Origin of the sequence: Streptomyces sp. SS1-1 (genome assembly GCF_008973465.1) — a bacterium.
Lineage (GTDB): Bacteria > Actinomycetota > Actinomycetes > Streptomycetales > Streptomycetaceae > Streptomyces.
This window is the reverse complement of the sequence record NZ_WBXN01000001.1, coordinates 21,749-46,764: the sequence shown is the minus strand read 5'-3', so window position 1 is coordinate 46,764 and position 25,016 is coordinate 21,749. Positions and strand designations below refer to the sequence as shown.

At 67.2% G+C, this 25,016-nt stretch carries 26 protein-coding genes and 2 pseudogenes; 15 read left to right on the top strand and 13 right to left on the bottom strand.

Going from position 1 to position 25,016, the window contains the following annotated elements:
• Positions 1 to 29: 29 nt before the first annotated feature.
• From F8R89_RS00205 to F8R89_RS00195, 3 genes are all read left to right on the top strand, one after another.
• Positions 30 to 1,595: a PTS transporter subunit EIIC gene (locus F8R89_RS00205; protein ID WP_151782026.1), complete on the top strand. Its 1,566-nt coding sequence runs from the start codon at positions 30 to 32 to the stop codon at positions 1,593 to 1,595.
• Between the two features lie 362 nt (positions 1,596 to 1,957).
• Complete coding sequence (locus F8R89_RS00200; RefSeq protein ID WP_151782025.1) at positions 1,958 to 2,212, top strand: hypothetical protein; 255 nt, start codon at positions 1,958 to 1,960, stop codon at positions 2,210 to 2,212.
• Between the two features lie 559 nt (positions 2,213 to 2,771).
• A complete protein-coding gene (locus F8R89_RS00195) occupies positions 2,772 to 3,314 on the top strand; it encodes a hypothetical protein (RefSeq protein ID WP_151782024.1) in 543 nt (180 codons plus the stop codon).
• A gap of 34 nt (positions 3,315 to 3,348) precedes the next feature.
• On the opposite strand, the gene F8R89_RS00190 is transcribed toward F8R89_RS00195, so the two are convergent.
• Positions 3,349 to 3,870 (bottom strand): MarR family winged helix-turn-helix transcriptional regulator, encoded by a 522-nt coding sequence (locus tag F8R89_RS00190; protein WP_151782137.1) that lies wholly within the window; start codon positions 3,868 to 3,870, stop codon positions 3,349 to 3,351.
• Positions 3,871 to 4,254: 384 nt separating this feature from the next.
• Between F8R89_RS00190 and F8R89_RS00185 the strand changes: the two genes are divergently transcribed.
• Positions 4,255 to 4,980, top strand: coding sequence for an NAD(P)H-binding protein (locus F8R89_RS00185; protein WP_151782023.1), 726 nt, complete (start codon positions 4,255 to 4,257; stop codon positions 4,978 to 4,980).
• A gap of 257 nt (positions 4,981 to 5,237) precedes the next feature.
• On the opposite strand, the gene F8R89_RS37285 is transcribed toward F8R89_RS00185, so the two are convergent.
• Complete coding sequence (locus F8R89_RS37285; protein WP_225994268.1) at positions 5,238 to 5,525, bottom strand: aldehyde dehydrogenase family protein; 288 nt, start codon at positions 5,523 to 5,525, stop codon at positions 5,238 to 5,240.
• Between F8R89_RS37285 and F8R89_RS36040 the strand changes: the two genes are divergently transcribed.
• On the top strand, positions 5,493 to 5,672 hold the full coding sequence (locus F8R89_RS36040; RefSeq protein ID WP_192806010.1) for a hypothetical protein: 180 nt from the start codon (positions 5,493 to 5,495) through the stop codon (positions 5,670 to 5,672). The two genes, F8R89_RS37285 and F8R89_RS36040, sit on opposite strands and share 33 nt — an antisense overlap.
• A gap of 174 nt (positions 5,673 to 5,846) precedes the next feature.
• On the opposite strand, the gene F8R89_RS00175 is transcribed toward F8R89_RS36040, so the two are convergent.
• From F8R89_RS00175 to F8R89_RS36445, 3 genes and pseudogenes are all read right to left on the bottom strand, one after another.
• A complete protein-coding gene (locus F8R89_RS00175; protein WP_151782021.1) occupies positions 5,847 to 6,749 on the bottom strand; it encodes an LLM class flavin-dependent oxidoreductase in 903 nt (300 codons plus the stop codon).
• Positions 6,750 to 6,761: 12 nt separating this feature from the next.
• Positions 6,762 to 8,303 (bottom strand): FAD-binding oxidoreductase, encoded by a 1,542-nt coding sequence (locus F8R89_RS00170; protein ID WP_225994252.1) that lies wholly within the window; start codon positions 8,301 to 8,303, stop codon positions 6,762 to 6,764.
• A gap of 470 nt (positions 8,304 to 8,773) precedes the next feature.
• Positions 8,774 to 9,044, bottom strand: a pseudogene (locus tag F8R89_RS36445) (hypothetical protein); the annotation flags it as partial.
• On the opposite strand from F8R89_RS36445, the pseudogene F8R89_RS36440 reads away from it, so the two are divergent.
• Positions 9,041 to 9,303, top strand: a pseudogene (locus tag F8R89_RS36440) (transcriptional regulator); the annotation flags it as partial. The pseudogenes F8R89_RS36445 and F8R89_RS36440 sit on opposite strands and share 4 nt — an antisense overlap.
• Before the next feature lie 407 nt (positions 9,304 to 9,710).
• Here F8R89_RS36440 and F8R89_RS37280 read toward each other — a convergent pair.
• Positions 9,711 to 9,947 carry a transposase zinc-binding domain-containing protein gene (locus F8R89_RS37280; protein WP_192805996.1) on the bottom strand — a complete coding sequence of 79 codons (237 nt, stop codon included), beginning with the start codon at positions 9,945 to 9,947 and terminating at the stop codon, positions 9,711 to 9,713.
• A gap of 107 nt (positions 9,948 to 10,054) precedes the next feature.
• Between F8R89_RS37280 and F8R89_RS00155 the strand changes: the two genes are divergently transcribed.
• Positions 10,055 to 10,522, top strand: a complete 468-nt coding sequence (locus F8R89_RS00155; RefSeq protein ID WP_151782019.1) for a hypothetical protein — start codon at positions 10,055 to 10,057, stop codon at positions 10,520 to 10,522.
• Positions 10,523 to 10,582: 60 nt separating this feature from the next.
• On the opposite strand, the gene F8R89_RS36435 is transcribed toward F8R89_RS00155, so the two are convergent.
• Positions 10,583 to 11,185, bottom strand: coding sequence for a NucA/NucB deoxyribonuclease domain-containing protein (locus F8R89_RS36435; RefSeq protein WP_225994251.1), 603 nt, complete (start codon positions 11,183 to 11,185; stop codon positions 10,583 to 10,585).
• Between the two features lie 28 nt (positions 11,186 to 11,213).
• Complete coding sequence (locus F8R89_RS00145; protein ID WP_151782018.1) at positions 11,214 to 11,999, bottom strand: hypothetical protein; 786 nt, start codon at positions 11,997 to 11,999, stop codon at positions 11,214 to 11,216.
• Positions 12,000 to 12,196: 197 nt separating this feature from the next.
• On the opposite strand from F8R89_RS00145, the gene F8R89_RS00140 reads away from it, so the two are divergent.
• A complete protein-coding gene (locus F8R89_RS00140) occupies positions 12,197 to 13,489 on the top strand; it encodes an IS256 family transposase (RefSeq protein ID WP_151782007.1) in 1,293 nt (430 codons plus the stop codon).
• Between the two features lie 27 nt (positions 13,490 to 13,516).
• Positions 13,517 to 13,672, top strand: a complete 156-nt coding sequence (locus F8R89_RS00135; protein ID WP_192805995.1) for a hypothetical protein — start codon at positions 13,517 to 13,519, stop codon at positions 13,670 to 13,672.
• A gap of 180 nt (positions 13,673 to 13,852) precedes the next feature.
• On the opposite strand, the gene F8R89_RS00130 is transcribed toward F8R89_RS00135, so the two are convergent.
• A complete protein-coding gene (locus tag F8R89_RS00130; protein WP_151782017.1) occupies positions 13,853 to 14,758 on the bottom strand; it encodes a hypothetical protein in 906 nt (301 codons plus the stop codon).
• Positions 14,759 to 15,821: 1,063 nt separating this feature from the next.
• Here F8R89_RS00130 and F8R89_RS00120 point away from each other — a divergent pair.
• Entirely contained in the window at positions 15,822 to 16,358 is a 537-nt protein-coding gene (locus tag F8R89_RS00120; protein ID WP_151782016.1) for an RNA polymerase sigma factor, read from the top strand.
• Complete coding sequence (locus tag F8R89_RS00115) at positions 16,355 to 17,095, top strand: hypothetical protein (protein ID WP_318841242.1); 741 nt, start codon at positions 16,355 to 16,357, stop codon at positions 17,093 to 17,095. The genes F8R89_RS00120 and F8R89_RS00115 overlap by 4 nt, the downstream gene beginning before the upstream one ends.
• A gap of 92 nt (positions 17,096 to 17,187) precedes the next feature.
• On the opposite strand, the gene F8R89_RS00110 is transcribed toward F8R89_RS00115, so the two are convergent.
• Positions 17,188 to 17,469: a hypothetical protein gene (locus F8R89_RS00110; RefSeq protein WP_151782015.1), complete on the bottom strand. Its 282-nt coding sequence runs from the start codon at positions 17,467 to 17,469 to the stop codon at positions 17,188 to 17,190.
• Between the two features lie 382 nt (positions 17,470 to 17,851).
• Between F8R89_RS00110 and F8R89_RS00105 the strand changes: the two genes are divergently transcribed.
• On the top strand, positions 17,852 to 18,922 hold the full coding sequence (locus tag F8R89_RS00105; protein ID WP_151782014.1) for a hypothetical protein: 1,071 nt from the start codon (positions 17,852 to 17,854) through the stop codon (positions 18,920 to 18,922).
• A gap of 53 nt (positions 18,923 to 18,975) precedes the next feature.
• Positions 18,976 to 19,335 (top strand): hypothetical protein, encoded by a 360-nt coding sequence (locus F8R89_RS00100; protein WP_151782013.1) that lies wholly within the window; start codon positions 18,976 to 18,978, stop codon positions 19,333 to 19,335.
• 229 nt (positions 19,336 to 19,564) lie between these two features.
• Here the strand turns inward: F8R89_RS00100 and F8R89_RS00095 are convergent, their stop codons facing one another.
• Both F8R89_RS00095 and F8R89_RS37275 read right to left on the bottom strand, forming a co-directional pair.
• Positions 19,565 to 19,969, bottom strand: a complete 405-nt coding sequence (locus tag F8R89_RS00095) for a hypothetical protein (protein ID WP_151782012.1) — start codon at positions 19,967 to 19,969, stop codon at positions 19,565 to 19,567.
• A 329-nt stretch (positions 19,970 to 20,298) separates the two neighbouring features.
• Entirely contained in the window at positions 20,299 to 20,742 is a 444-nt protein-coding gene (locus F8R89_RS37275) for a DUF6415 family natural product biosynthesis protein (protein ID WP_225994250.1), read from the bottom strand.
• 554 nt (positions 20,743 to 21,296) lie between these two features.
• Between F8R89_RS37275 and F8R89_RS00090 the strand changes: the two genes are divergently transcribed.
• A complete protein-coding gene (locus tag F8R89_RS00090) occupies positions 21,297 to 22,520 on the top strand; it encodes a helix-turn-helix domain-containing protein (RefSeq protein ID WP_151782011.1) in 1,224 nt (407 codons plus the stop codon).
• Here the strand turns inward: F8R89_RS00090 and F8R89_RS00085 are convergent.
• Complete coding sequence (locus F8R89_RS00085) at positions 22,501 to 23,163, bottom strand: HAD family hydrolase (RefSeq protein WP_192805994.1); 663 nt, start codon at positions 23,161 to 23,163, stop codon at positions 22,501 to 22,503. The two genes, F8R89_RS00090 and F8R89_RS00085, sit on opposite strands and share 20 nt — an antisense overlap.
• An 875-nt stretch (positions 23,164 to 24,038) precedes the next feature.
• Here F8R89_RS00085 and F8R89_RS00080 point away from each other — a divergent pair.
• Positions 24,039 to 25,010, top strand: coding sequence for a serine hydrolase (locus tag F8R89_RS00080; protein WP_318841255.1), 972 nt, complete (start codon positions 24,039 to 24,041; stop codon positions 25,008 to 25,010).
• Positions 25,011 to 25,016 lie beyond the last annotated feature (6 nt).

Below are 25,016 nucleotides of genomic sequence, written 5' to 3'. Positions count from 1 at the left end.
TCACCACCTCACAGCAAGGCACCCGCTCCATGAGCAACGACAACAAGCACCGCGACACCGCGGCCGCGATCCTTCCGCTGGTCGGCGGTGCCGGGAACGTCACCTCGGTCGTCCATTGCATGACCCGGCTGCGGCTGGGGCTGCGCGATCGCTCGCTGGTTCAGGAGGAGGCACTCAAGGCGCTGCCCGCGGTGATGGGCGTCGTCGACGACGACACCTACCAGATCGTGCTGGGGCCAGGCACCGTAGCCCGGGTCACCCCAGAGTTCGAGACACTTGTCCAAAAGGAGCGCGCGGCCGCGCCGGTGGTCCCCACCGCTCCTCAAGACACCGCCTCCGCCCCCAGTGATCCTGCGCCCGTCACCGCCGAGGAGCTGGCCGCGCAGGGCGCCGCACTGAGGGCCGAACGCAAGGCCAGGAACGCCACACCGTTCAAGGTTTTCCTGCGAAGGATCGCGAACGTTTTCGTTCCGCTGATCCCGGCACTCATCGGATCCGGCATCATCGCGGGCATCAACGGCCTGCTGATCAACATGGAGTGGCTGCCGGGCGTCACCCCCGCCCTCGCCGCCATAGCCTCCGGCTTCATGGCACTCATAGCGGTCTTCGTCGGCTACAACACGGCGAAGGAGTTCGGCGGCACACCGATCCTCGGCGGCGCCGTCGCATCCGTCATCGTCTACGCCGGCGTGGCCAATGTCGAGGCATTCGGCCAGAGCCTCTCCCCGGGCCAGGGCGGCGTGCTGGGCGCACTGGGGGCGGCGCTGCTCGGCGTACAGGTGGAGAAGTGGTCCCGCCGTTGGGTGCCGGAAGCTGTTGACGTTCTGGTGACCCCCACCATCACAGTACTCGTCGCCGGTCTGGTCACCCTTTTCGGCTTGATGTTCGCGGCCGGGGAAGTCTCGACTTCCATCGGTGACTTCGCGAACTGGCTGCTAGCCAACGGTGGTGCAGGAGCTGGTCTGGTCCTCGGCGGGCTCTTCCTGCCGCTCGTCATGCTGGGTCTGCACCAGGCACTGATTCCCATCCACACCACGCTGATCGAGCAGGACTCCTTCACCGTCCTCCTTCCGATCCTCGCCATGGCGGGTGCGGGACAAGTTGGCGCGGCGATCGCCGTCTACCTCCGCCTTCCTCACAACACCTCGATCCGCACCACTATCAAGTCCGCGCTATGGCCCGGGTTCCTTGGTGTCGGCGAACCGCTGATCTACGGTGTATCGCTCCCCCTCGGTCGTCCGTTCATCACGGCCTCCGTCGGCGGTGCGCTCGGTGGGGCGTTCGTGGGCTTCTTCAACCAACTCGGTGACGCGGTCGGCTCCACCGCGATCGGCCCCTCCGGTTGGGCGCTCTTCCCTCTGCTCGACGGGAACAAGGGTCTGGGCGTATCGATCGCGATCTACGCAGGAGGACTGCTTGTCGGCTACGTCGGGGGATTTCTCGCGACGTACTACTACGGCTTCACGAAGACCATGCTCACCGAACTGAACGTGGGCACTGCCGAGCCCACTGTTCCTGCCTCCGATGCACCGTCTCCTGTGGCTCACGAAGAACTGGTGGTGGCCTCATCTCGAGGGGACGTCGCGGACGTCTGACCATCCAAGGTACGTGCAGGAGCTTCACCCCGTTCGTCTGGCCGACCAGTTGCCGGTCGGCCAGACACGGGCGTTCGGGACTGGTAGGCGCCAGGCTGATCGAACAGCGACGGGCCCGTGGGGGCCGCCGCTACAGAGCGGCTGTTCGTCCGCCGGAGGCGAGCGGGGGCATTGGTCAGTCCGCCGCTGGCGAGGCGCCTGGCCACACCGCCGGCCTGTACGACGCAGCAATGGTGAGTTTCCAGGGAGTGCCGTGCAGGCGCAGCGAACATTGAGATGGCGATAAAGTCCGGCGACATCATGATCATGCAGTTCCGGTCGATGGGAGGAGCGGTGCACGATGTTCCGTGGGACCGTATGGCATGAGCGCACCGCACCCAGCACTTCTCCGTACTCGCTGCGACAGCCCCGACCAAGGCGCCTCGTCTCGAGGAACATTGGGGCAGGCTCTATCCACTGCTGAACGGCATGTACTGGGTTTCGAGACGGGCACCGATCCCGCGCGGTTGCTTGATGCATTTCCGGAGCCGGTTCTTACCCGCCTGCGCCGGCTCAAGGCTGAATGGGATCCGCACGAGGTGTCCAATCAGAACTTCAACATTCCACCGACGCCGTGATAGCGGGACAGACGGCACAGCCGATTCCGCGCGCGGCACGCAAGATGGACGTCGCTTCTGTGCCGACCGAGCACAGCCGGTCAGCGGTGGTGGGAGGGAGCGATCCCCAGCGAATCCGGGCTTGGCTACCCTTCATGTTTTTCCTGACAGACATGGCCAGGGTGGGGCTGGCCCAGACATCGGTGGTGAGTGACTGCAATGCAGATGGCCCGCGAGTCCCTCGCGGTTGCGATCCTGAGCAACTCGCACCGCAGAACGGGCACACCACTTCGTGCATGAAGTGCTCTTGCTGGAACCGGCCTGCTGTACAGGACGCCCCACGGCCGGCGGCACCGCTGCAGTCGGGGCCCCACGGGGGAGCAACCGGTCGGTTGCGGGCAGTCCGGTGATCAGAGCTGCCGGAGCAATGAGCCGCTGACGAGGTGTACACCTGTTCAATGGCCTGATTGCCCCGACGTATGCTCATGTGCGGTGGAGATACCCGAGACCGTCCAAGTGATGCTCTGCGGCGACACTCGTTTCGATCACACCGACGGTCATCTCAGGAGCAGGAGTACATATGTCAGCGCCATCCTCGGCGGCAAACAGCATCGAGACGGCGACCGCGCTGCTTCAGTCGGAGCTGAGCCGGTTTGAGGAGCAACGGAAGGATCTGCAGAACCAGCTGCAGTTGGTGCAGACGAACCTGGCGGTCGTTTCGGGCAATATCGAATCCATCCGTGGAGCACTGGCCGCGCTGAGCGCGGTGCCGTCCGTCGAGTCCGCCGCGCCGGAGACCGGTGCGGAGCGACCGCACGTCGTTCCTGCTCCAGAGCCTGAGGACACAGAGGCCGCACCGGAGTCGACCGGACGGGAGGTCGAGTTCGAAGCAGCTTCCCCTGCAGAGTCCGCGCCACGGGGCAGCCGCTTCACCGAACAGGTGATCGCTGTTCTGGCGCGCAACCCAAGTGTGGCGCTGCGCGCCAGGGATGTGGCCGAGGCTCTCGGCCGCGACGAGAACGCGGGCAGCATCAACGCGGTCCGGAGCACCCTCGACCGGCTCGTCGCTACGTCTCGGGCGCGACGCGCAGGCAAGGGTCTGTATCAGGCACCGGCTGATTGAGAGGAGTGAAAGCTTGCTCTTTTAAGTAAACGGGTCAGACGTTGGGGCGCGAGCGCCTGCGCCGGACAGGCTGCGCGGCTTTCTCGGTACCAGCCGACTCCGCTGCGCTCTCGCCGGTTTCGGTTTGCTCGTTCGCCGTGACCTTGCGCGCGACCGCGTACATCATCTCCCGGAACGCGGCCTGTGACTCATCGGGCAGAGCGGACAGCAACAGCCCATCGATCTCGCTGACCTCCGCATGCAGCACCTTGTACAACTCTGCGCCGCGCGAGGTGGCCACAATGCGTCGACTCCTGCGGTCCGCCGGGTCCGGCTTGCGTTCGACCAGGTCGGCTTCTTCCAGGTCGTCCAGCAGGTAGGTCATCATGGTCCGGTCAACGCCCAGTCGGTCGGCGAGGAACCGTTGACTGTACGCCTCTCCTCGAACTGCGGCCGCAAGGATGAAGTAGCCTCGCGGGCCGCCGGTGAGCTTCGAGACGGCCGCTTCGACAGATCTTGCGTAGGCGCGGAAGACCACGCCGATCGAGAACCCGAAGTCGTCCTCCAGCAGAGGCATCACCGTCGGTGAGTCTGCCCGGCCGGCCGTGCTTCGTGACGTCACCGTGAACCTCCAACCTTCGACACGAATCAGATCACTGCACACTCCACACTAGTCTTATTGGCAGAAGGTATGCAACACCAATGGCCTTCAGTGACTATCAAGCAGACGTGAGCTGAAATTCAGTAGGGGCCGACACCCGCGTCGAGTGCCGGCGTCGTGGCAGGTGCGGTGCGGAGCGGGATTCAGCGCCAGTGCTCCCACCCGCATCATTCGCTGCCTGCCTGCCTGCCTGCCTGCCTGCCTGCCTGCCTGCCTGCCGGTCGGTCGGCGTAGCTCAACTGGGGCGCCAGGTGTGTCGAAGAGCCGGCGAGGCGGCGTCCGGCCGCTAGGGTCACGATCATGCGTATCGTCATCGCCGGCGGACATGGAAGAGTCGCGCTCCTCTTGGAACGCATCCTTGCCGAGCGCGGGGATTCCGTCGCAGGGATCATCCGGAAACCTGAGCAGGCGGATGACCTAGTCGCTGTGGGTGCCCAACCGTTTGTGGCGGATCTCGCGACCGCATCTGTCGAGCGCATCGCGGAGTTGGTGCAGGACGCGGATGCCGTCGTTTTCGCAGCGGCTGCCGGCGCAGGCACAGGGACAGAACGCAAGGAACTGGTTGATCGCGATGCAGCATTGCTCCTTGCTGACGGGGCGGAGGCCGCCGGCGTGCGCAGATATCTGGTCGTGTCGTCGATGGGGGCTGATCCTCAAGCGGTAGACGGGGCTGTCGATCCGGAATTCAGGGCCTACCTGCGGCAACACGATCCGAACAATGGACAGGACGAGCACGGCAGTTCGCCCTTGTTCGGCGCTTACCTGAGAGCCAAGGGGGCTGCTGATGAGGCTCTGCGCGCACGCGAGACGCTCGACTTGACGATTCTGCGGCCTGGCTTGCTGAACGATGACAAGGGCACTGGGAAGGTCTTGTTGGCACCCGCGACCGGGGTGGGCGGTGTCCCACGCGAAGATGTTGCCGCAGTGCTGGCCGCGCTGCTTGATACACCCGGCGCAGCGGGGCGGACGGTTGAACTGATCAGCGGAGAGACACCGGTCGCACAAGCCGTCGCCGCCCTGGTGTAGCGAGCGAGTCGGTCACCAGTCTGGGACGTCGGCACGATGGGCGTTGTCTGACGGCGGCGCTAGCTGTGGCAAGCCGCCGAGGCGGCAGTGCCGCCATCATTTGGCCTCACTAGCCGCCGTAGTCGGCACAACATGATCCGCTTGGTCGGTCTACCCAAGCCGGCGATGGGACACAACCGGCAGATGGCAGAAGACCAACCGAGAATCGCGGCCAACGGTCTGCGGTGCGCATGCTCCACGGCGACGCTTCTCGGATGTCACGCGGTGATGGCTCGGGTTTTCAGGTAGGACACGAGCCCGTATCTGTGATGGTGGCGCCCGATCTCCGGCTGCTGCATTCCGCCAAAGGGAGCCTCGGAGTCGTCGAAGATCCTGCTGACGAGGACGGTTCCGGCTTCGATTCGTTCGGTGACCTGGTGAGCTCGCTGGGGGTTGCTCGAGAAGACGTGTGCCTGCAGACCGAAGGGGGAGTCGTTGGCAATGCGACAGCCACGTCGTCGTCCTGGTAGGAGATGACCACGAGCGCAGGCCCGAAGATCCTTCACGGCGAGCTTCTCCTCGCCGACATACCGGATCAGACCTTCTTCGCCGCGCACAATGAAGCCGTTGGCAGCGGTCCAGTCCAGATCGTCCTTATCGGGGAGGGGGAGGGCAAAGCCGTCTTGAGTGATGCCCCGTTCTCGGTTAGCTGATGTCGCGGGGCGACTGCTCCGAGGTCTTGTCGGCAACGGTTCGTGACGCCATGTCGCCGGTGGAAAGGGAGCCCTGGGGACGCGATTATACACCTTCATCGCCAGGAGCGTCCTTCCCCGGGCCCCAGGGGCCGGGCGGAGGACATTGCACTCAGGAGGAAGGTCTGTCTTCCGTCAGCGGCCCCGTTCGCGCGCCACGAGTTCGCGGGCGGCCGGGGCCACTTCGGCGCTGAAGCGCTCGATGGTGGCCGCGTCGTCGCCGCCGATGATGAAGGTGCTGAGGCCGTGTTCCAGCGCAAGCTCGGCGATCTGCTGCGACCACGCCTTGGCCGGGGCGTTCAGCAGACCGCGCGAGGTGGGCGAGAACTCAGCCCGCATGAAATTCATCAGGCGGCGTACGTCGGACGGGGAACGGCCGGCCGACTGGGCAGCCTCGTCGATGAGGGCATTCATCTCGGGCAGCGAGCCCACCCCTCGCGGCAGGTACTCCATGGAGGGCAGCCATCCGTTGCCCACGGCGCCGGTGAGGGCAAGCATCTTGGGCTTGTAGGCACCGACCCAGACCGGGATGTCGTGCGCGGGACGCGGGCCGCGCTTGGCCCCGTCGACCTCGTAGTAGCGACCGCGGTGGTGTACGCCGCCTCGGGTGTCGGTGTCCCATATATCGCGGATGATGGCGATGCCCTCGCGCAGCGCCTCGACGCCCTGTCCTGCGGTGAGGCGCCGGCCGCCCATGGCGGCGATGCCGTCCCAAAACGCACCTGCGCCGATGCCCAGTTCGAACCGGCCCCCGGAAAGGATGTCCAGGGAGGCCGCCGCCCGCGCCAGCACGGCCGGTGGTCTCAGCGGCAGGCTGGTGACGTTACCGCTGACGTGGATGCGTTCGGTGCGGCCCGCCACGTAGGCGAGCAGCGTGTAGGTGTCCAAGAACGCGGCCTGGTACGGGTGGTCCTGGAAGGTGACCAGATCGAGGCCGGCGCGTTCGCTGGTGACGGCCAGCTCGACGGCCTGGCCGGCCCTGCCCGCGGTCGGCGTGACGAACGAGCCGAAGAGCAGGTCATGTCCGTAGTCGGTCATTCGGGTGCGTCCTTAGCTGAGGGGGGCGGGAACAGGGGCGGCCTGTTCGCCCGGGTTCGGAATGATGTTGAAGTTGTCCCGGAAGAGGTTGTGGGGGTCGTAGCAGCGCTTGATCCGGCGCAGCCGCTCCAGGGTCGCGGGGGGAAAAGCGTCGCGGAGGCGTTCGGGCCGCAGGTCGGTCTCGAAGCTCAAGTAGAGACCGTGGAAGTGGTGCCGCAGCGGATCCCAGACCTGGTTCAGCGCCTGCTCGTCGCCTCCCATGGCGGTCAGCTGGAAGGCGGACGACCGGTGGGCGAAGGCGGTCTCCTCCGGAGGGACGTCGGCGATGGCGCCGCCCATCGCGCGCAATTCGAAGAAGTACACCTGTCCCGTGCTCAGGAGCCTTGCGGCGTCCCGCGCGAACTCGGGGGTGAGCTCCGGGAGGAAAGCCGAGCGGGAGACAGGATCGCCGAAGCCCTGGTGGCCCTCGGGACCGACGTCGGCAGCCTTGCTCATGACGCCCGCGTAGGGGGTGACGACGACCTGCTGCTGCGTCAGCATGCCGATCTGGGCGAAGGGGGTCAGCCGCTCCACGATGACGTCGGGATCCGGGTTGTCCACGACACCGTAGAGCTGGATGTTCCAGTAGCCCTGCCGAGGCCGCCCGGTGACGAGGAAGACGGTGGTGTCACGAGGCGCCTCGGAGGCGATCCGGCCGAAATCGGCCAGCGCCTGACCGATGTTGTCGGTGATCAGCCCCAGTTCGGCGTGTCCGACCTCGGTGACCTCGTCCACCTTGAACTCGAACGCGGTGCCGACACCGAAGTTGGCTCCGGCACCTCGCACTGCCCAGAAAAGGTCGGAGTGCTCATCGGTGCTCGCCCTAACCCGGCTGCCGTCGGCGAGCACCATCTCGACGGCGCGCAGATGGTCGATGGTGAGCCCGTGGGCGCGGCTGAGCAGCCCGATGCCACCCGCGGTCGCGAGCCCTCCGACCCCGACGCCGCCGTAGTCACCAGAGCCGAGCGCCCAGCCGTACGGGTGGAGGGCGGCTGACACCTGCTTCCAGGTCGCTCCAGGGCCGATGCGTACGAGGCGTTGCCCAGGGTCGAGCACCTCGATGGAGTTCATCCGCCGCACGTCGATGACGAGGCCGCCCTTGTTGGTCGAGCGGCCGCTCACGCCATGGCCAGCGCTGCGGATACCCAGTGGCAGGTGGGTGTGGCGCCGCGCGTAGGCGAGTGCGTCGGCGACCTCGTCTGGGGTGCCGGGACGCAGGACGAGTCCGGGGGCACCGCCGCGCAGATAGTTGGAGGAGACGCCGCGGTAGTCCCCGTCGCCCGGTTCCACCGCCCCGGCCGCCAGGGAATCCGGTATCGACTCGTAGTCGATACCCGGGTGGCGGCGCGCGCGTACGGCACGCGAACGCCGCCGGCCGGGGTTTTCGGAGGTGGTGGGCTGGAGGGCCGCGAGCCAGTCCACCTCCTGCGCCGAGTCGACGGGCACCACGACGGGCTTGCCACCCGCGGCCAGGGCGGACAGTTCCTCCTGCGAGGCACCGCGGGGGGCGGTCACCCATGCGGACGCGTCCGTGAGGAGCCGACCCGGTGCGAGGATGTCAAAGCTCTCGTGGGCCTTCGCCACCACCGTCGGATAGGGCGCCCTGGCATCCTTCTGTGACGCTTGCGCGGGTTGTGGAAGGGCGAGCCCGAGGGCGATGCTCTCAGTCCTGCCCGCCAGCCAGGTGACCGCGGTCCACGGGTCGAGACCGGTCTCCAGGGCGTGTGCGCCGGTACCGTCGGGCGGCTGCTTTGCAGCGGAGGTTTCCGCCCCCACCGCGTCCCTCCGGTCCGTGAGGCGGCCCGGTCCGCCCGGTGTCTCCACGACAACCAGCGTGAGGCCTCGTTCCTCCGCCTGCCTCGCCAGCTTGCCGAACGCGTCCGCGGAAGCCCCGGGTTCCGACGGGTTGAGTGCGATTCCCAGTTCCATCTTCAGTCCATCCACCATGCGCGTCTCAAATGACTGCCATCACAGCAAACCATCTGTTAAGCAGAGTATATTCCGACGTGGTGGCTGGCGCCCAGGTGTGGATGACCCGCAGTGTCCACGCGGCTGATGGGTGGCTGGCCACTGCGGTGTGGCAGCGGTGGTGGTTGTAGGTGTGTAGGAAGGCTGTCCGTGCCGCGGGTTCTGTGTTTGCTGGTGTAGCCGCAGGTCGGCCCATTAGTCGAGCAGGGTCGACCTTGCCGTTGTCTGCGGTTGGTAGGCGCGCGTGAGCTTGCCGGTCGCACCCAGGTCGGTAAGCCCCTGCTGCCAGCATCGTCTCGGCGATCAAGGTGACGGTCCAGGGATGCCTGGGCAAGCTCCGCGGGCGCCCGCGCGGTGAGGGCTGGTGGCCGGGCGAACCGTGGCGGGCCGACGTGGCGGCGGGCCATCCGGGCGCGCTCATCTCCCGCACCCGGATCAACCTGCACCGCAAGATCGTCAAGCGCGCGGCGTTCACCGGCCAGTACCCGGTGCGATCCTGTCCGGCTGCGTCGTCTACGCGGCCGACGGCACGTCGCCGCTGGACTTCACTCAAGAGTGCCAAAGCGGTCGCCCGGACGGTGCGCATCTCCCAGCGTCCCGCCGACCGCTAAGTGAAGGACCAGATCTTAATGTCCACCGGGCGCCCGTCACCGCACTTGGCATGCTCAAAGCTGAAGCCGCTGCGTCGGCAACTCGTACTGTTGTGACACCGACGCACGCAGCACGGTCGCATCCTGCCACTCGACGCTGATTTCGTCGGCGTCACTCCACCACGGGTCACGCAGCCCAGACCGTCATTTCACGGCGCCGGGGACGAGGCAACCCCGGCCATGAGAGCCTGCGCCGCTCCATAGAGGACGTAGTAGATCTGGACGGCTCCCTCCTCACCGTCCTGGACCGGTGGTGGAACCCGCCCTGGCCGATCACCTAACAACGGGCCTACCACGCTGCCCGTCAGAACCTGGCAGCCAACGAGACGGCCGCCGAGGCAGAGAGCTGGATTGAGGCCCAGCGCGCCCGTTCCGACCGCCTACACCCTGAACAGAAGTTGTTGCTGCAGGAGTTGGGGCTAGTCGTACTATCTGACACATCCGCCTCCTCGCAGGTGGAGAGCCGCCTGCCGGCGCGCGAGCGCGCCTTCCAGCGCGGCCTGGCCGCCGCACGGGCCTTCCACGCACGCGAAGGGCACATCAACGTCCCTCAACGGTCACTGCGGCTGATTTGCTGTGCTGTGTGCCCTTGCAGGTAGCGATCTAGCATCCTGGAGAAGGGCCGTGTTCTCAAGTGAAGGGGTAGTTGTGGCGCAGCTTGTCCGGCGACAGCGCGTGAGCGCTTTGGTGGGGTACCACGCATTCGGACTCCAGGAGTCCGACGACGCGGACTTGCCCGTCCCCTTCCCTGACGACTTTCACCGCCGCTCTTTCCTCGGCATGCATCCGGGGCGTCTGGACATCACCAGTGGCGGGCATACCCACACCGCCACGGTCGACGTCGAGGTGTGGGACGGGGCGCCGCCCCCCAACGATCCCGATGATTGGGACGAGCAGGCTGAAGCTGACTTCGAGTCGACGAGCGGGCAGGTCGCGGTGTGGTCCATGCACACGGGCCGGACGGGCGAGGTCATCACGCTGGCTGAAGCAGGCGGCTCCTGGCGCGTGCGCGTCGGCTGCGTTGGCCGGGCCGCGGCTGCGGCGCTTTCGGAGGGCGAAGGCACCGGTGACGGTGTGGAGCGCTACCTCGTGCAGTTCTGGCCGGCCGACGCGTAGCACGCGGAACCGGTGGGCGGGGGCGGCCCTGGGCGCCGCCCCCGCCGGTAAGGCATCCGGTTAGGTGACGATCTTGACGATGAAGCCGTCATTCAATCCGTCGATGATGCGGTTCTTGGCGTAGTAGCTCTTCAGGATCAGGCCGCCGGCCTGGTTGTCATCACCCGGGATCGGCTTCGCGGAGAAGTTGAACTTCTTGGCCTCCGGGTCGTAGTCCACTTCTGCGGCGCCTTCGTAGGTGCTGGCGAACGGGTACTCATCGCATTCCTTGCCGCCGTTGGTGTAGTTCGGTCCCCAGTAGCGCTTGCACTGCTTGACCGCCGCCGCTCTGTTCTTCTTGTTGCGGGGTTCGCTGACGGTCCGGTGCAGTGGTTCCTTGGCCGTCTGGCCGGGCACCTTCTTCGCGGACATGTACGGCTTGGTGTCCTGCGGGACCAGGAATGCCTGTCGGATGTGCTGGGCTTCTGCCCGTTCCTCCGCGCCCGGCTTCGCGCTCAGGGTGAGCGGGGTTATGTAGCTGAACGTCGCGGCGCCCTTCCTGTCCGGATTCCCGCCTCCGGTGGAGTTGGCCAGGTAGGACGCTGCATCCCAGCGAGGGGCGAGCATGAACAGGTTGCCGCCGTTGCCGTTGAGAGTCCAGGGCGCCGGGGCGGTGTATTTCACAGTCGGCTCGTAGACGGCGAAGACGAGGTCAGCCGATCCCGTGCCCTGACCCGGCTTTGCGAGAACCGTCTGCTTGTAGGTGCCCTGCGTCCTCAGCTGAGCAAAGGTTCTCGCCCCCGTCGGCAGGTCGCCACCACGGGTGTAGCGCACGTTGGAAGGCCAGCTCTGCGGGGGTGCTCCCCTTGGTCGTGATCGACAGCCCGTCGGCGGCGTTGCTGCCGGTCTTGAGGAAGTCGCTGAAGTGGTACGCGTAGTTGATCGTGCGGCTGTTGCGCGCGACGGTGCCGATCACGCGAACGTTGAACATGCTCTCGCCCACAGGGCGGTTGTTCCGAAACCAGGTCTGGACGAACGATGCCCCGTCGCACACCGCGAACCGTGACTTGACGAAGAACTTCTTGTCGGTGCCCAGACCTTTCGCGCACTCATCCAAGCTCATCTTCCTCGCCGGCTCCGGAGCAGTTGCCCGCGGCCCAGCAGCCGCGGACGACCGATCCCGCTCCGACACTGAAGGCGCGTCGCCGGACGCCTGCGTCGACAACGAACCGAAAGAAGCGGCAGGGCCGACTGTCTCCAGCGCCGACTGCGCCTGCGGTGCCGCAGCAGCCAGTTGCCGCAACCGAGCCGTGCCGTCCCCGTTCTGCAACTCCTCAAGCGAAGGCTTCGCCGCCCCGAGAGGCAGCACATACGTCTCCACCCGTAGCTCGCCGGCATCTGCCGCAGTCGCTGCCGACGGCACTACCGTCAGCAGGGCAGCCGGCAGCATCACGGCCGTGACCTGCGCGGCGCGGCGTCTGAACCACGTCGTTTTCATTCGATCGAACCCCCGAGCTCATACGGTGTCAGGCCTGATGACTGACACCGGGTCGGGGACAGTTCTATCGAACAGACTGTTCGAATATTCGGCGACCAGCCTGCCATGGCGTGATCGCAGCCTCACTTTGACCGAGATCAGCACCGCGGGGGACTGTAAAACGATCGGTGTAACTCCTGATCAAGGAAAATGCATCGATGACCAGCGACAACGTGACCGAGGCCGAGTCCGTCAAGGCTCCTGAGCCGCAGTCGGCGAAGAAGGTGGACGACCAGCTCATCGACGAGTTGGTCGGCCGCGCACAGGCCGAGGGACTGCAGCTGACCGGCGAGGGCGGGCTGCTCCAGCAGCTGACCAAGCGGCTTCTGGAGTCCGCCCTCGAAGGCGAGATCACCGACCATCTCGGCTATGACAAGCACGACCCGGCCGGGAAGAACGGCGGCAACAGCCGCAACGGCACCCGGGCCAAAACCGTGCTGACGGATGTCGGCCCGGTCGAGATAGCCGTGCCCCGCGACCGCGAGGGCAGCTTCGAGCCGAAGATCGTCAAGAAACGGCAGAAGCGCCTGTCCGGCGTGGACGAGATGGTGATCTCGCTGTCCGCGAAGGGCCTGACGACCGGTGAGGTCCAGGCCCATCTGGCCGAGGTCTATGGCGCCGAAGTCTCCCGCCAGACCATCTCCACGATCACCGACAAGGTCATGGACGGCATGGCCGAGTGGCAGAACCGGCCCCTCGACGCCGTCTATCCGGTGATCTTCATCGACGCGATCCACGTGAAGATCCGCGACGGCGCCGTGGCGAACCGGCCGATCTACGTGGCTCTGGCCGTCACCGTCGAGGGCCGGCGGGACATCCTGGGCCTGTGGGCAGGCGACGGTGGCGAGGGCGCCAAGCACTGGATGCACATCCTCACCGAGATCAAGAACCGTGGCGTGAACGACGTCCTCATGCTCGTCTGCGACGGCCTCAAGGGCCTGCCCGACGCAGTCGAGGCTGTCTGGCCCCGCACTACCGTCCAGACCTGCGTGGTCCACCTGCTGCGGAACTCCTTCCGCTATGCCGCCCGCCAGGACTGGGACAAGATGGCCAAGCTCCTCAAGCCCGTCTACACCGCTGCGACCGAGGAAGCCGCACTCGAGCGGTTCGCGGAGTTCGCCGACGCGTGGGGAAGGAAGTATCCGGCGATCGTCAGGCTCTGGGAGAACGCGTGGGAGGAGTTCACGCCGTTCCTCCGGTTCGACACCGAGATCCGCCGCATCGTCTGCACCACGAACGCCATCGAGTCGGTGAATGCCAGGATTCGGCGGGCAGTCAAGGCACGCGGCCACTTCCCGAACGAGACCGCGGCCTTGAAATGCGTCTACATGGCCATCATGTCGCTGGACCCCACCGGCAAGGGCCAGGCCCGCTGGACCATGCGCTGGAAGACTGCCCTGAACGCCTTCGACATCACCTTCGACGGCCGCCTCTCAGCAGCCCGTCAATAGCCCCAACACCCTGGTTACACCGCTCGTTTGACAGACCCGCAAGCAGGCGTCGACGAGGCCTGGGCACGCACGATCCTGGACGAACTCGTCGACACCGTCGCCCACCGGTTCCCCGACCTGGAACCCCCGCAGGCCGCCGATCTTGTCGCCGACACCCTCCTGAACGGCCTCGGCGCGACCTGACACCATCACCCACTGCGGAACCGGGCAGGCCGTGAGGCGATGGACGTGGAGATCGCGCACAGCAACATCAACAACGTCCGCCAGAAGCTCAAGCGGCTCGCCGACCGGGGAATCCTGCTTGAGGCCGAGCAGGGGCTGTTCACCTTGCCGCGACCGTAATCCCGTCGCAGACACGGGCCGTCAGCTCGCGCGTCGTCCTGCGAGCAGATCCTGGAACGACTTGGACTGGAGCTGCAGGGGCGGAGCCATGTCGCCGAAGGACTTGCCGAACGCTTGCGGCGACCGCTCCAGCTCCAACAGCATCTGGCTCGCCGTGGCGTCATGGGCAAGGCCGGGTGCCAGGGCCGCGCAGACCCGAACGCCTGGGTGCCGATCAGTCAGCCAGGGCCGCGTATCCCCGCCGAGATGGCCAATGGCAATCAGGATCGTTGCCAGATCGTACGAGGAATCGGAGGCTCGGGCCATCGACGTCAACTCCTTCAGCAGCCCCGGACGCTGTGCGGCGGCTGCGGGATGCCGCGCCAGTGACCCGACCGCCGCCGCGGCGCATGTCCTGCGTCTGGACCGTTCCGACGCGAGGTGCGGCACTGTCCGCCGCAGGAGCGCGGGAACGAGGTCGAAGCAGGCAAGCGCCGCCTGATCGAGGACGAGTTCACCCAGCCCCGTGCCGTCCTGCCACATCCGCGCCCGGCCATCCGCATCGGCCGTAAGGTAGTCCACGGTCCAGGCCCGCAGCTCCGGTGCGCGATCCTGGATCCGATCACGAATCTCCCCAGCCCGATCGCCGAGGTCAGCGGCGACGCCGACCTCGTAGAGGTAGGCGAGCATGGCATCGCGCAGGGAGGGATCGTCGGGTCCGAGCAACGGATTGTCCAGGAGTTCGACGACAAGCAGCGCGGTGGGCGCCGTTGCAGGCCAGGCCCTTCCCTCGCGGCGAAGCGTCGCCGACCACAGGTGCGAATACCCGTCGGCGGAAGCCCGGGCATCGTCGTCGAGGAGAGCTGCCAGATGCCGCGGCGTGTCGCCGGCAGGTCCTGAGGCATGGAACAAGTCGGACCAGTCCACGTCATGCGTACGCTCATCCACAACCGGGATGGTGCCACAACACCTCGACGGGCTCACCGCCCAGACCCACTCCGACCAGGGGCGTGTTCGCCCGGCTCGGCCCCTGACCTCCGACCGGACACCCAACCCGCCAACCTCACTCAACCCGCGGTCCCGAACCGGACATCAGCTCGCGTATCGCCCTCTTAGGCGGGTCTCCGTCCGCACCGGCCCTCGCGACGGTGATCTTCTTACCTGGTGGGGATGACAGCGAACGCGTTCACCGCGGGGCGCGAGCGCTACTACCGGCTGGAGCTCGCCCGCGGGGATGGCGCCCGGGGTGCCGAGCCGGCGGTGTTCTCCAACGTGCCCGAGTGCCACCGGGGGTGTGGCACGGGTAGGGAGGGAGCGGTCTGGGGCTGTCCGGGGTCGTGAGCGATGCGCAGATGCGGGCCTTGTTCGGGCTCGGCATGCATCCCGATGCCGAGGGATCGCCGCCCGCCACCTGGCCTCCGGCGCCTCACCGAAGCGGGCCATGAAGGCCGCCCGACTCGGGCCGGCCCTGGCCGAACTCTCCGAACTCAACCGCGAGATCGAGCAGGTTCTGGAGCACGTCGGTGAGCAGCTGTGCCGCGCGCTGACGAAGGCCGAGACGCGAGATGTGCGGATGCGCTGCGCGGAGGCGCTTTCGAGGCCGAGTACCACCGCACTCACGCTGTTTTCGGCCGTTGTTGACGTGTGGGTAGGTTTCGGTACGGCATGTCCCGGGTGCTGTGGGTGGGAGTTTTGGGCGCATGTCACCCGTTCGTGGGGCCGGGGGTGCTGGTCTGGCGTGGCATGGTCTGTGATGTGGATCACAGGGGGGCGTGGGGTGGGGGTGCGTGCGCCGGGGGCGGCTCGGCACATCGGCGCAGTTCACGGCGGATGCGCCCGCATTCGGTGATCACTTACGGCGTTCGGTGATGTTCGTTGCGTGATTTTCGTCCCTGCGGGCATGCGTGTTCGGGCCGATCGGCGGGTTGAGTGGTCACCAGCAGCGGGCGGCGGAACCGTGCGGGGCCGCGGCGCTGACATCTTTCTTTCCAGCCCTCGATGAAGAGGACTCATGACCGAAGACCTTCGGGCCGAGGACGGCCACAGTCCTGTCGCCGATGTCGGCGCCGACGCCGGGGCGGTGCTGGCGCTGCCCCTGGAGTTCGAGGCCCTCTATGTGGCCAACCAGGAGGCTTGGCACGAGTACGCCCTGTTCTACCTGGGCACCAACGACGCCGCCGAGGAGGCGGTCCACCGGGCCTTCTTGGAGATCCTCAACCACTGGGGCGCTCTGCTGGAGGAGCGCAACCTGCAGCAGCAGGCCTGGGCGATCCTGCGCCGTGTGGTCCTGTCGCAGGCGCTGGACGGCTTTCGCAGGAAGCTGTCGCTGCTGCGCGGCGACATCGGCTTGTTCCGTGCGATGTGCAGCCTGCCTCCGCGCCAGTTCGACGCCATCGTGCTGCGGCACGTCCTGATGTGCGACACCGGCAGGATCAGCTGGTACATGGGTGTGTCGGCGAGCACGGTCGACTATCACTGCCGCAAGGCCAAGGAGCGTCTGGAGCAGGCCGTTTCCACCCATCTGAAGAAGGAAGGAGACCGCACGTGAGCAGTGTGGCAGAACGCCTGGGCGCGGCCGGCAGGGCCCTGCGCGAGGAGCGGCGACCCTTCGACGCCGGCGCGGGACTGCGCCGCCTGGCCGAGGACGCCGGGTACGCGCCGAGCGCGCCGAGCGTACCGAGGCGGCGCGCACTGTCGTGTGTGCCCGGTGAGCGGGAGGTGCCGCCGGGGCCGAGGGCGGGGCACCACCTGGCGGTGGTGGCCCGGTGGGTCTTGAACCTGCCGCAGGCGGCCGGTCATGTCGAGCGGCTGGCCGAGGAGATCGGCGTGGCCGGTGCGGGCACGGACCGGTGCGCCCCGCTCAAGGACATGGACATCGAGGGCGCTCTCGTCTTCGCCTGCATGCTCTACCTCGCCGGTCATCCCGAGAGTGCGTCGTTTTGGTGGCAGCTCGCCGCCGGCGCGGGGGACCGCACCGCCGCCTACTGCCTGCACCTGCACCATCTCCAGCTCGGCGAGCTGAAGGAGGCCGAGCACTGGCGCGATCAGCTTCAGGGGCACGTCGACGGCCCGGACGATGAATTCCTTCTGGGGGTGGAGCAGTTCGCCGGCTATGTCCGCCGTCACGGCACCACCCGGCGGCTGCAGCACGGGCTGACCCGTGAGGTCGAGCGGCTGGCCACCCGCAGCGACGACGGCCACGTCCTGGTGCTGCCCGAACGCGAGCTCGCCGAGCGGGTTCAGGACGCCGTGCGTTTCGAGTGCGGGGATGCCGGGGCCCGGTGAAGGGGCCCCGGCGTGTGGGGACCGTAGGGGAGTGGATCGATGAAAGTGGGCACGGGTGCACACCTGTCGCCTGGCGATCCGGGATATCGATGTCAGCCGCGCGCTGCGCGGGCCTCGCCCGCGGTGCCGAGCACGGTGGCGACCCGGGCCTGGGCCTGGGCGATGTAGGTCTCGCTGGCCTTCTTGAACTCCGGGCTGGCCGCCCGCTGCTGCACGTAGGCCTCCATGCCCTCGCGGATGAGGGCGTTTGCGGTGGTGGACGTCACCGCGGCCATGGCCTGGATACGGTCCAGGAGCTCTGAGGGAAACCTGACAGAGACGACGACCTGCCGGTCCTTGTCCTCGCCGGGGCTCTTCCTGTGATCGTTCGACACGCGTGTTCCCTTCGTCGGGGCTGCTACCCCGTCCGTGCCAGGGACCGGGGCACGCCACTGTCGTATCAGGGTGGTCGGAACACGCAGGTCCCGGCCCCCCGCTGACTGAACGCCGCTCAGACTACGGCACTACAAGCATTCCCGTAGTGCCTTACCGCTATGTGTCGCCTTAGACGTCAACTACCGGTCACCGGTTGTACAGGTTCTGGTGTGGCCTTCAACACTTCCGGAAATCTGGCGTGTTGAGGGCGTGTCGTAGTCGGACATGCAATCCTCCAACTGGACTACATGAATGCCCGCTTGAGGCGAGGCTACGCAGCGCAATGAGCCGCGCACGCCCCGCGCACAGTGGCAAGTGACGAGCACCCACCGAGGAGTTCACGTGCACGACCTTCCCCAGGCCCTGACCAACGGCCCCCAGCAGCCCCTCGGCGCCGGCGGCGTCACCGCCCACGTCTGCGGCACCGCCCTGCACATGTTCGACACCTTCGCCCGCGAGAAGATCTACGGCCAAGACCTGGACCAGCCCCTCACCCAGGACGAACAGGACCGCAAGGTCCTCGCTCTCCTCGGCCAGCGCTACATCCCGCCCGGCATCCCCTCCCGCGACGCCCACGAGGAGACCCAGGCCGCGGCATGCCGCCGCCGCCTCGTCGAAGCCGTCGAACAAACCCTGCACAGCCTCGACACCGAAGGCGGCCGCACCCCCACCGTCCTGGGCGCCGACGGCACCCCCCGCGAGCGCGAGGCCGCCTTCCGCGCCCACGTCCGCGCCGAACGCCCCGTCGTCAGCGTCTGCTTCACCGGCTCCCTGCGCCGCTGGCTGTCCACCGGCGACCCCCAGGCCACCTCGATCGCCGTCACCACCTACATCCCCGGCCGGCCCCTGTACGCCGCCCAGGTCACCGCCGCCACCGCCCTGCTCAGCGACTGCTCCGGCTCCTGGCGCCTGACCCTCAAGGACGGCTGGCTCGCCATGACCGGCGAACCCGCCGTCGCCGAGGAGGACCCCAACTACATCGTCCTGCCCCACTCGATGACCGACAGCGCCTCCCGCATGCGCCGCCACTACCCCGAACCCCTCTTCCCCTACGACACCAGCAGCGCCGTCGCCCAGGCCGTCCTCGGCGGCAAGGTCCCCGTCGCCTTCCACCTCACCGAACCCGTCCTCAACTCCGCGATCATCCCCGTCGCCACCGGCCACGGCATGATCGTCCTCTTCCTCGACAGCGGCGAAGTCCTCGAAAAGCCCTGGGACGCCAGCCGCTACATGTTCAAGGCCGTTACCGGCGAACAGTCCTTCGGCGACTTCATCATCGCCCGCGACCTGTGGGCCGCCCGCCGCATCCGCCGCATCCTCACCGCCGAAGCCCACGCAGCCGAAGACCTCGACCCCCTCGCCGTACCCGACGATCTCGACGACGACTTCGGCTTCGACCTCAACGACGCCTGACCCACCGAACCACCCCGCACCCGCAACCCGCACGCCCCCTTCGAGGAACCACCATGAACGACACCCCCCTCGCCCTCGTCGACAACGACACCCCGCACGACCCCTCCTCCAGCAGCAACTGGTTCAAGGTCATCCCGCCCAAGCACATCCGCGAACGCTGGGTCCGCAAGATCAAGGCCATGCGCCGCCCCATCGGCAGCCTCGCCCTGCCCGCCATCGCCACCACCGCCACCCTGCACTTCACCCACACCATCCAGGCCGGCGACAGCCTCATGGCCTTCGGACTGACCTCCCTGACCGTCGGCTACGACACCACCATCGCCGTCTGCCGCGCCAAGCACGGCTCCGCCACCAACACCTCCACCAGCAGCACCCCGACCACGAACAACACCCCTTCACGCCGCACCGCCTGACCAGTGGCGGGGGAGCGCGAGGCAACGGCCCCTCCAGCTCAGCGCCCACGCTCGTGCGCGTGGGCGCTGAGGGGGTGGCCCCGGCTGCCCGCCTCGGGGGAAAGAACGAGCAACCGGGATCGGTCAGTGGTCCGCCCCGGAAGGGTGGGCCGGCCAGCAGTGACAATCCCTCAGCTGTGCTGCCGGCGTCCGTTCCACCGGATCCGAACGGTGCACATGCCGAAGGCCATCAGGCTCTGCCGGGCGGGGGCGTCACCGCGCGCAACTGCCGTCGGCCCTTGAGGATGAGGTCGAAGACGGCCTCCCGCGAACAGAGGTCGTTGCGGTAGCGGGGCGGGATCACCCAGTAGGTGCCAGGCGGCGCGATCCGATGGAGGACGGGCACCCCGAGATAGCTACCAGTGGTCAGCAGAGGGGTGTCGTCCGCCCCCCACCAACTGGTACCGCGGCCGTAAGCGACGAGGGCGTAGTAGACGGGCCCGGCGCTGAGGTGATCATGGATCACCGGCCCGTCCAGCACCGCACGCAGCATGTCCGCAACCTGCTCCGGCATGTCGGTGCCGGCGGCGGCATGGACCAGCACACCGGGGACACGCACAGCGGCGAACCGATGCCCCAGCGGCAACAGCGCCACACCCTGATCACTCCACTCCGCCTGCGCCCGAGCGGGAACCTCATGCGCGCTGGCAAGCCACTCACGGACCACGTGAGGAGCATCAGGCGCCCGCTCGCTGCGCAGCGGTAATCGCGGGTGAGGCGGTGGGCTGGTGGGTGGGGGATCGGCGTGCGTGTTCATCAGGAGTCTCCGGTGGCGGTATTAAGGGTCGGTGTCAGGGCCGGGGGTGCGTGTATGTCGCGTTGGGGGCGAGCCGGTCGGCGTACGTTGAGGGAATCAGGCCCGCCCGCAAGGCAGCCGTGCTCGGGCTCGAGGGGCGCTGGTGCCGATCGCGGGTGGAGGGAGGGTCAGTGACGGCGGACGGTGTTGGCGCAGTGGGCGTGGATGCGCCCTGCGCGGGTGGCCGCTCCGCTGGGGCGGCTGTGGTCGTAGGGGAGTGTTTCCTCACCGTTCCGCAACGGCTCATCGCAGGCCAGACACGTCGTGACACCGGTCAGTGCCTCGTAGTGGTCACACAGCGCGGCCAGGCACCGGGTAAGCCGGCGCGCGTGCACTACAGCACGCTCCGCTCCCGGCCCGACCGCTGAACGGAGTTTGCCGCGGGCCTCCCCGACGCAGGCGAGAGCACAGTAGCCGGACACATCATCCAGACCACGAGCCAGAGCAGCACGTTCGACCTCGGGAATGATCAACTGCATGTGCCCGCGGACCAGGACCTCCCACACTCCCAGTTCCTCACTCGCTGGCGGGGGTGCGTCCGGGCCGAGGAGTCGGCTGATGGTGTGGCGCATGGTGTCGATGTCGAGGGGCTGGGCCGCTGACGTAGCCGACGGGGCGCGGTTCATCGGGCCGTGCCCGATGGGGTAAAGGCGAGCGTCCGGTGCGGAGTTGGGTGTGCGCGATCGTCCTCGGGCGTATGAGCTAGTGCCCCAAGCGTGCAGAGGCTCAGTCTGACAGGCCGGTCTACCCGGCGCGGCTCCTCACCGGTGCTCTGGGGGAGTGCGAAGGGCAGTCCGGCTGGTGCCGAGCCTCCTTCCGTGAGGAGCGCGATAGATCCGACACTGTGCCGTCGACCCATGCTGGCCGCGAGCCTGTCTTGATCTGTCGGCACGTGGGGCTGCGAGGCTGAGGGCGGGACAGTGTGCGGCATCACGTGACTCCTTGGCGCCTGAGAATCAACTAAGGAGTGTCAGCCTGGTCCTCAATGAGCGGGAATCCGAGGACTTCAATAGGTCTTCTCGCGGCACAGAAAAGGACTTCCAGGCCTACACGGATGCAGAGTGGTCAAGTGGAGGACTTTCGGCGACACTTGCCGTCAGCATCCATGACGCGGAGGTGAGACACCGTGCCCACTGCAGGCAACACTCGACTTAAATCCGCCCGTGTGGCGGCCGGTTACCACTCACAGCAGGCCCTCGCAGATGCATTGCACGTCGGAGTACGTCAGGTCCGCCGATGGGAGTCCAGCACTCCACCGTGGCCACAGCCAGAAGTGGGCCACGCCCTTTCCCGCCTCCTTGGCCAAGACCTGGTGTCCCTGGGCTTCACCCCACCGAACGGCCCGGACCCCGACCGCACTCGGCACGTCGCCTTCGCCGCCCCTGGAACGAAATCAGGTCTACCGTCCGTACCCAGGCGGCCTGCCTCCCTGCAGCCGGCCACCGCGGCGGACGACTACACCGCCATCACTCGATCCCACCGCCGCCTGTACTGGTCCGTCGCACCCGCCACTCTCCACCCCACGACGCTCGCTCACGCCACCCTGGGATGCGCCCTGCTCACAGAAGCGGCCGGCAAGACCCGCCAATACATCGCCGCAGCGCTCGGCGAGACGTGGCTGCTGACCGCACGGATCGAATTCTTCGATCTACGCGACGCCGACCGCGCCCAGCAGACCCTCGTCCGCGCGCTGCAGGCAGCAGGCGAGGCCGATGCTCCCCTGCTCGGCGCAGCCATCCTCGCGCACTCCGCCTTCATTCCCGCCTGGACCGGCAACAGGGAAGCCGCCCTCGAGCGGATGACCGCCGCCCGCACCTACGCCCGCCGAGGTCCAGCCTGCGCCAACCTCCTGGCCTGGCTGGACGCGGTAGAAGCCGAATGTGAAACACGCTGCGGCCAGCCCCGCACCGCACTACAGCTCATCGACCACGCGGAGCATGTCCTCAGCGCCGGCAGTAGCCCTACCAGCCCCGAATGGCTGGACTGGTTCACCCCCGTCCGCCTCGCCGCATTCAAAGGCAACACGCAACTCATCGCAGGCCACCTGCCCCAAGCCCGACAGACTCTCCAACAAGCCCTCAGCACCCTCAGCCCCACCGACGACAAACAGCGAACAGTTGTCCTGGGCGACCTCGCCGCAGTCGAGGCCATGTCTGGCCAGCCCGAACAAGCCTGCCAGTACGCCCTTCAAGCCCTCGACGCCCTCGAGTGCACCTGGTACGCCATGGGCATGGACCGCATACGGGAAGTGCGCCGCCTGCTCACCGACCACCAGCACCAACCCTGCGTACGCGAACTCGACGACCGCCTCTACGGCTGGGCAACCGCCATCAGCGCACTGAGCCGTTGAACCGCGCGATCAAACCCGACAGCTCCAGCAAGCTCTCCACCCGAAAGGTCGGTAGCTTCAACGCCTCCTCGCTACGCCACTGGATCGTCGCCCACGGCCCCCGCCGCACCAGCGCCGTATGCATCCCCGCCGCATGAGCCGGACGGATGTCGTTGTCGACCCGGTCCCCGACATACAACATCTCCTCGACCTCGACCGGCACCACCTGCGCCACCCGCTCGAAGAACTCAGGCGCCGGCTTTGAAGCGCCCCAGTCGTCCGACGTCCCGATCAGGTCCACGTCCCCGGCGAACAGCTCCCGCAGGATCCGCCCGGCGCGCACCGTCTGGTTCCCCGCGATGCCCAGCCATAGACCACCCGCGCGCAAGGCCGCCAGGGCCTCACGCACATCCGGATACAGATCCTCCTCACCGAACGCCTCCGGCCGTCCTGCCTGCGCCCGCCGCTCCCGCTCCACATTGAGATCGAACCCGGGCCGAAATTCCTGGAAGGTCTCCCGATAGTCGCGGTCCTGAGCGATGACCGCGCCGAACATCGCATGGAAGGTGTGACGGGGTACCCCCAGCCAGTCCGCCCAGGTGCCGTACTCGGTCGTCTCGTCCACGAGACACTCACCGACGTCGAAGATCACAGCGCGAATCATGCAGGCAGCGTACCCACGGCCCACGCCGAGAAAGTGGGTCGGCTTGCCTGTGGAACGCCTTCTCCTTGTTGCGCATGAGCCGCCAGGGTCCGGTCTCGAGACGGCGTCACTGGCCGGTAGGGACGTTCTCGGCACGTCATCGCCAATAACGCCCCGCAGTTCCGCCGGGACATTGCCGGACGCACCCTCAGCCAGTCACAGGCCTGAGCAGGACAACTGGGTTTGCAAGGGCCGGTTGCCCGCAGGCGCACTAGGCTCGGCGGCTCATCCGTCGAAGTCGTTGAGATGAGCGCGCGCCGCCTGTACGAAATCTGTGATCGCGACCCCCAGTCGTCCGTGCGCTGCAACCACAGCGGAGGGATCGTCGTAAGACCAGAGTGGCCAACTGGCCACCCTCCGGAGCTCACGAGCGGTACCCAACGTGATTGCGGCACACGCAGCGATGTGCTCGGGCCCCTCCAAGTCGACAGCAGCACCAGTCCGCATCAGGTCATCCAACGACGCGTCCGCGACCAGCACGCGGGTACGGTCCGCAGCCGTCTCGGCCCAGTCCACAGGAGATGTGCCGACGGCGTGCATCTCGGCCGTGACGCGCTTGTAGCACGCGTCCCACTGCGTTGCCGTCTGGTAGGCGTGGAGAGCCGCCAGGAAGGCGGCATACGCGTCGCGTTGATGTTGACGGCGCACCGCATCAACAGGGCCGCGATGGGCGCTCCGAGCCTGAGATCGCCCCCGGCGTACGCGGCGGTGGCAGCGAGCACCGCAGTGGGCACGGCGATGACAGCTGCAGATACGGCGGGGTCCATGGCCAGCGGTTTCGTTACAGGGGCCCTCGTGTGAGTCGAAAGGTCATACCGAGGAAGCGCTTCGCCCCAATGCCGGGGCCTGCCCGTCTGGCCCCGGAGGCGGTACAGCACCGCCCCGCTCTTCCCGCATCGGCACGTGCGCGACGAGCCCGCACAGCAGGGACGGACCAGGACCGATCACACGTGACCGCCTTCCGAGGCCCGGGCTGCGGGCTGGGGTCGCATAGACGCCCAGGTCGCCGGCGCCTTACCCTGAGGCAGCCGGAGACAGCCAACACGGGGGCTGGAATGGATGTTGAGAGTCGCATCGACGCATTCGTCAGTACCCATCCTTCGAGAGCCGTCGTGGTGCAGTCCTTGCGAGGCAGCCCCGTGTGCGTCCAACGCCATGCCAGTCGAGTGTTCCCGGCCGCGAGTCTGATGAAGGTTCCCCTGGCCATCACGACTCTGGAGCAGCTGGACGCCGAGCAGACTGTGTCTCGATCAGATCTTGGCACGACGGCGTATCCGTCCTTGCTCGAAGTATTCGACGAACAGCACACGTTCACTCTGCGGGAGCTGTGCTGCCTCATGCTCTCCACCAGCGACAACCCCATCGGCTCCTACCTGACGGACCGGGTGGGCATGACAGCCGTGACGCAGACCGCACACAGAATCGGAGCGGTTGAGACCTGTATGCGTGTCGGATTCACTGATGACGAACTCGCAGCGCCGGCACGGCAAAGCACGACAACGGCCGCCGATATGTCCCTCATCCTTGAGTACACCGCATCTCAGCCACACCTGCAGACCATGGTTCGGGCCATGCGCAACAGCATGCGTAACTTCCGGCTCCCGCTGCGCCTGCCGGACGAACTGCCCGTGGCGCACAAAACCGGTAGCCTCCGGGGACTTGCTCACGACGCGGGCATTCTCTATGGACGGGACAGGGATGTGGTGGCGGTCTTCCTCACGGACGACCAGTCAGACACGGCGCACGTCGGCATGGAGATCGGAGACTGCATCGCAGACGTCTGGCGGCTGCTCGGCGAAGCCGTGTGACGGGAC

Bases quoted from the DNA above. Each gene is read 5' to 3' on its own strand.
- F8R89_RS00205 (WP_151782026.1), top strand. From the start codon at position 30: ATGAGCAACGACAACAAGCACCGCGACACCGCGGCCGCGATCCTTCCG.
- F8R89_RS00200 (WP_151782025.1), top strand. From the start codon at position 1,958: ATGAGCGCACCGCACCCAGCACTTCTCCGTACTCGCTGCGACAGCCCC.
- F8R89_RS00195 (WP_151782024.1), top strand. From the start codon at position 2,772: ATGTCAGCGCCATCCTCGGCGGCAAACAGCATCGAGACGGCGACCGCG.
- F8R89_RS00190 (WP_151782137.1), bottom strand. From the start codon at position 3,870: ATGCCTCTGCTGGAGGACGACTTCGGGTTCTCGATCGGCGTGGTCTTC.
- F8R89_RS00185 (WP_151782023.1), top strand. From the start codon at position 4,255: ATGCGTATCGTCATCGCCGGCGGACATGGAAGAGTCGCGCTCCTCTTG.
- F8R89_RS36040 (WP_192806010.1), top strand. From the start codon at position 5,493: ATGACCACGAGCGCAGGCCCGAAGATCCTTCACGGCGAGCTTCTCCTC.
- F8R89_RS00175 (WP_151782021.1), bottom strand. From the start codon at position 6,749: ATGACCGACTACGGACATGACCTGCTCTTCGGCTCGTTCGTCACGCCG.
- F8R89_RS37280 (WP_192805996.1), bottom strand. From the start codon at position 9,947: ATGTGCCCTTCGCGTGCGTGGAAGGCCCGTGCGGCGGCCAGGCCGCGC.
- F8R89_RS00145 (WP_151782018.1), bottom strand. From the start codon at position 11,999: ATGAAAACGACGTGGTTCAGACGCCGCGCCGCGCAGGTCACGGCCGTG.
- F8R89_RS00140 (WP_151782007.1), top strand. From the start codon at position 12,197: ATGACCAGCGACAACGTGACCGAGGCCGAGTCCGTCAAGGCTCCTGAG.
- F8R89_RS00120 (WP_151782016.1), top strand. From the start codon at position 15,822: ATGACCGAAGACCTTCGGGCCGAGGACGGCCACAGTCCTGTCGCCGAT.
- F8R89_RS00100 (WP_151782013.1), top strand. From the start codon at position 18,976: ATGAACGACACCCCCCTCGCCCTCGTCGACAACGACACCCCGCACGAC.
- F8R89_RS37275 (WP_225994250.1), bottom strand. From the start codon at position 20,742: ATGCGCCACACCATCAGCCGACTCCTCGGCCCGGACGCACCCCCGCCA.
- F8R89_RS00085 (WP_192805994.1), bottom strand. From the start codon at position 23,163: ATGATTCGCGCTGTGATCTTCGACGTCGGTGAGTGTCTCGTGGACGAG.
- F8R89_RS00080 (WP_318841255.1), top strand. From the start codon at position 24,039: ATGCCGGGGCCTGCCCGTCTGGCCCCGGAGGCGGTACAGCACCGCCCC.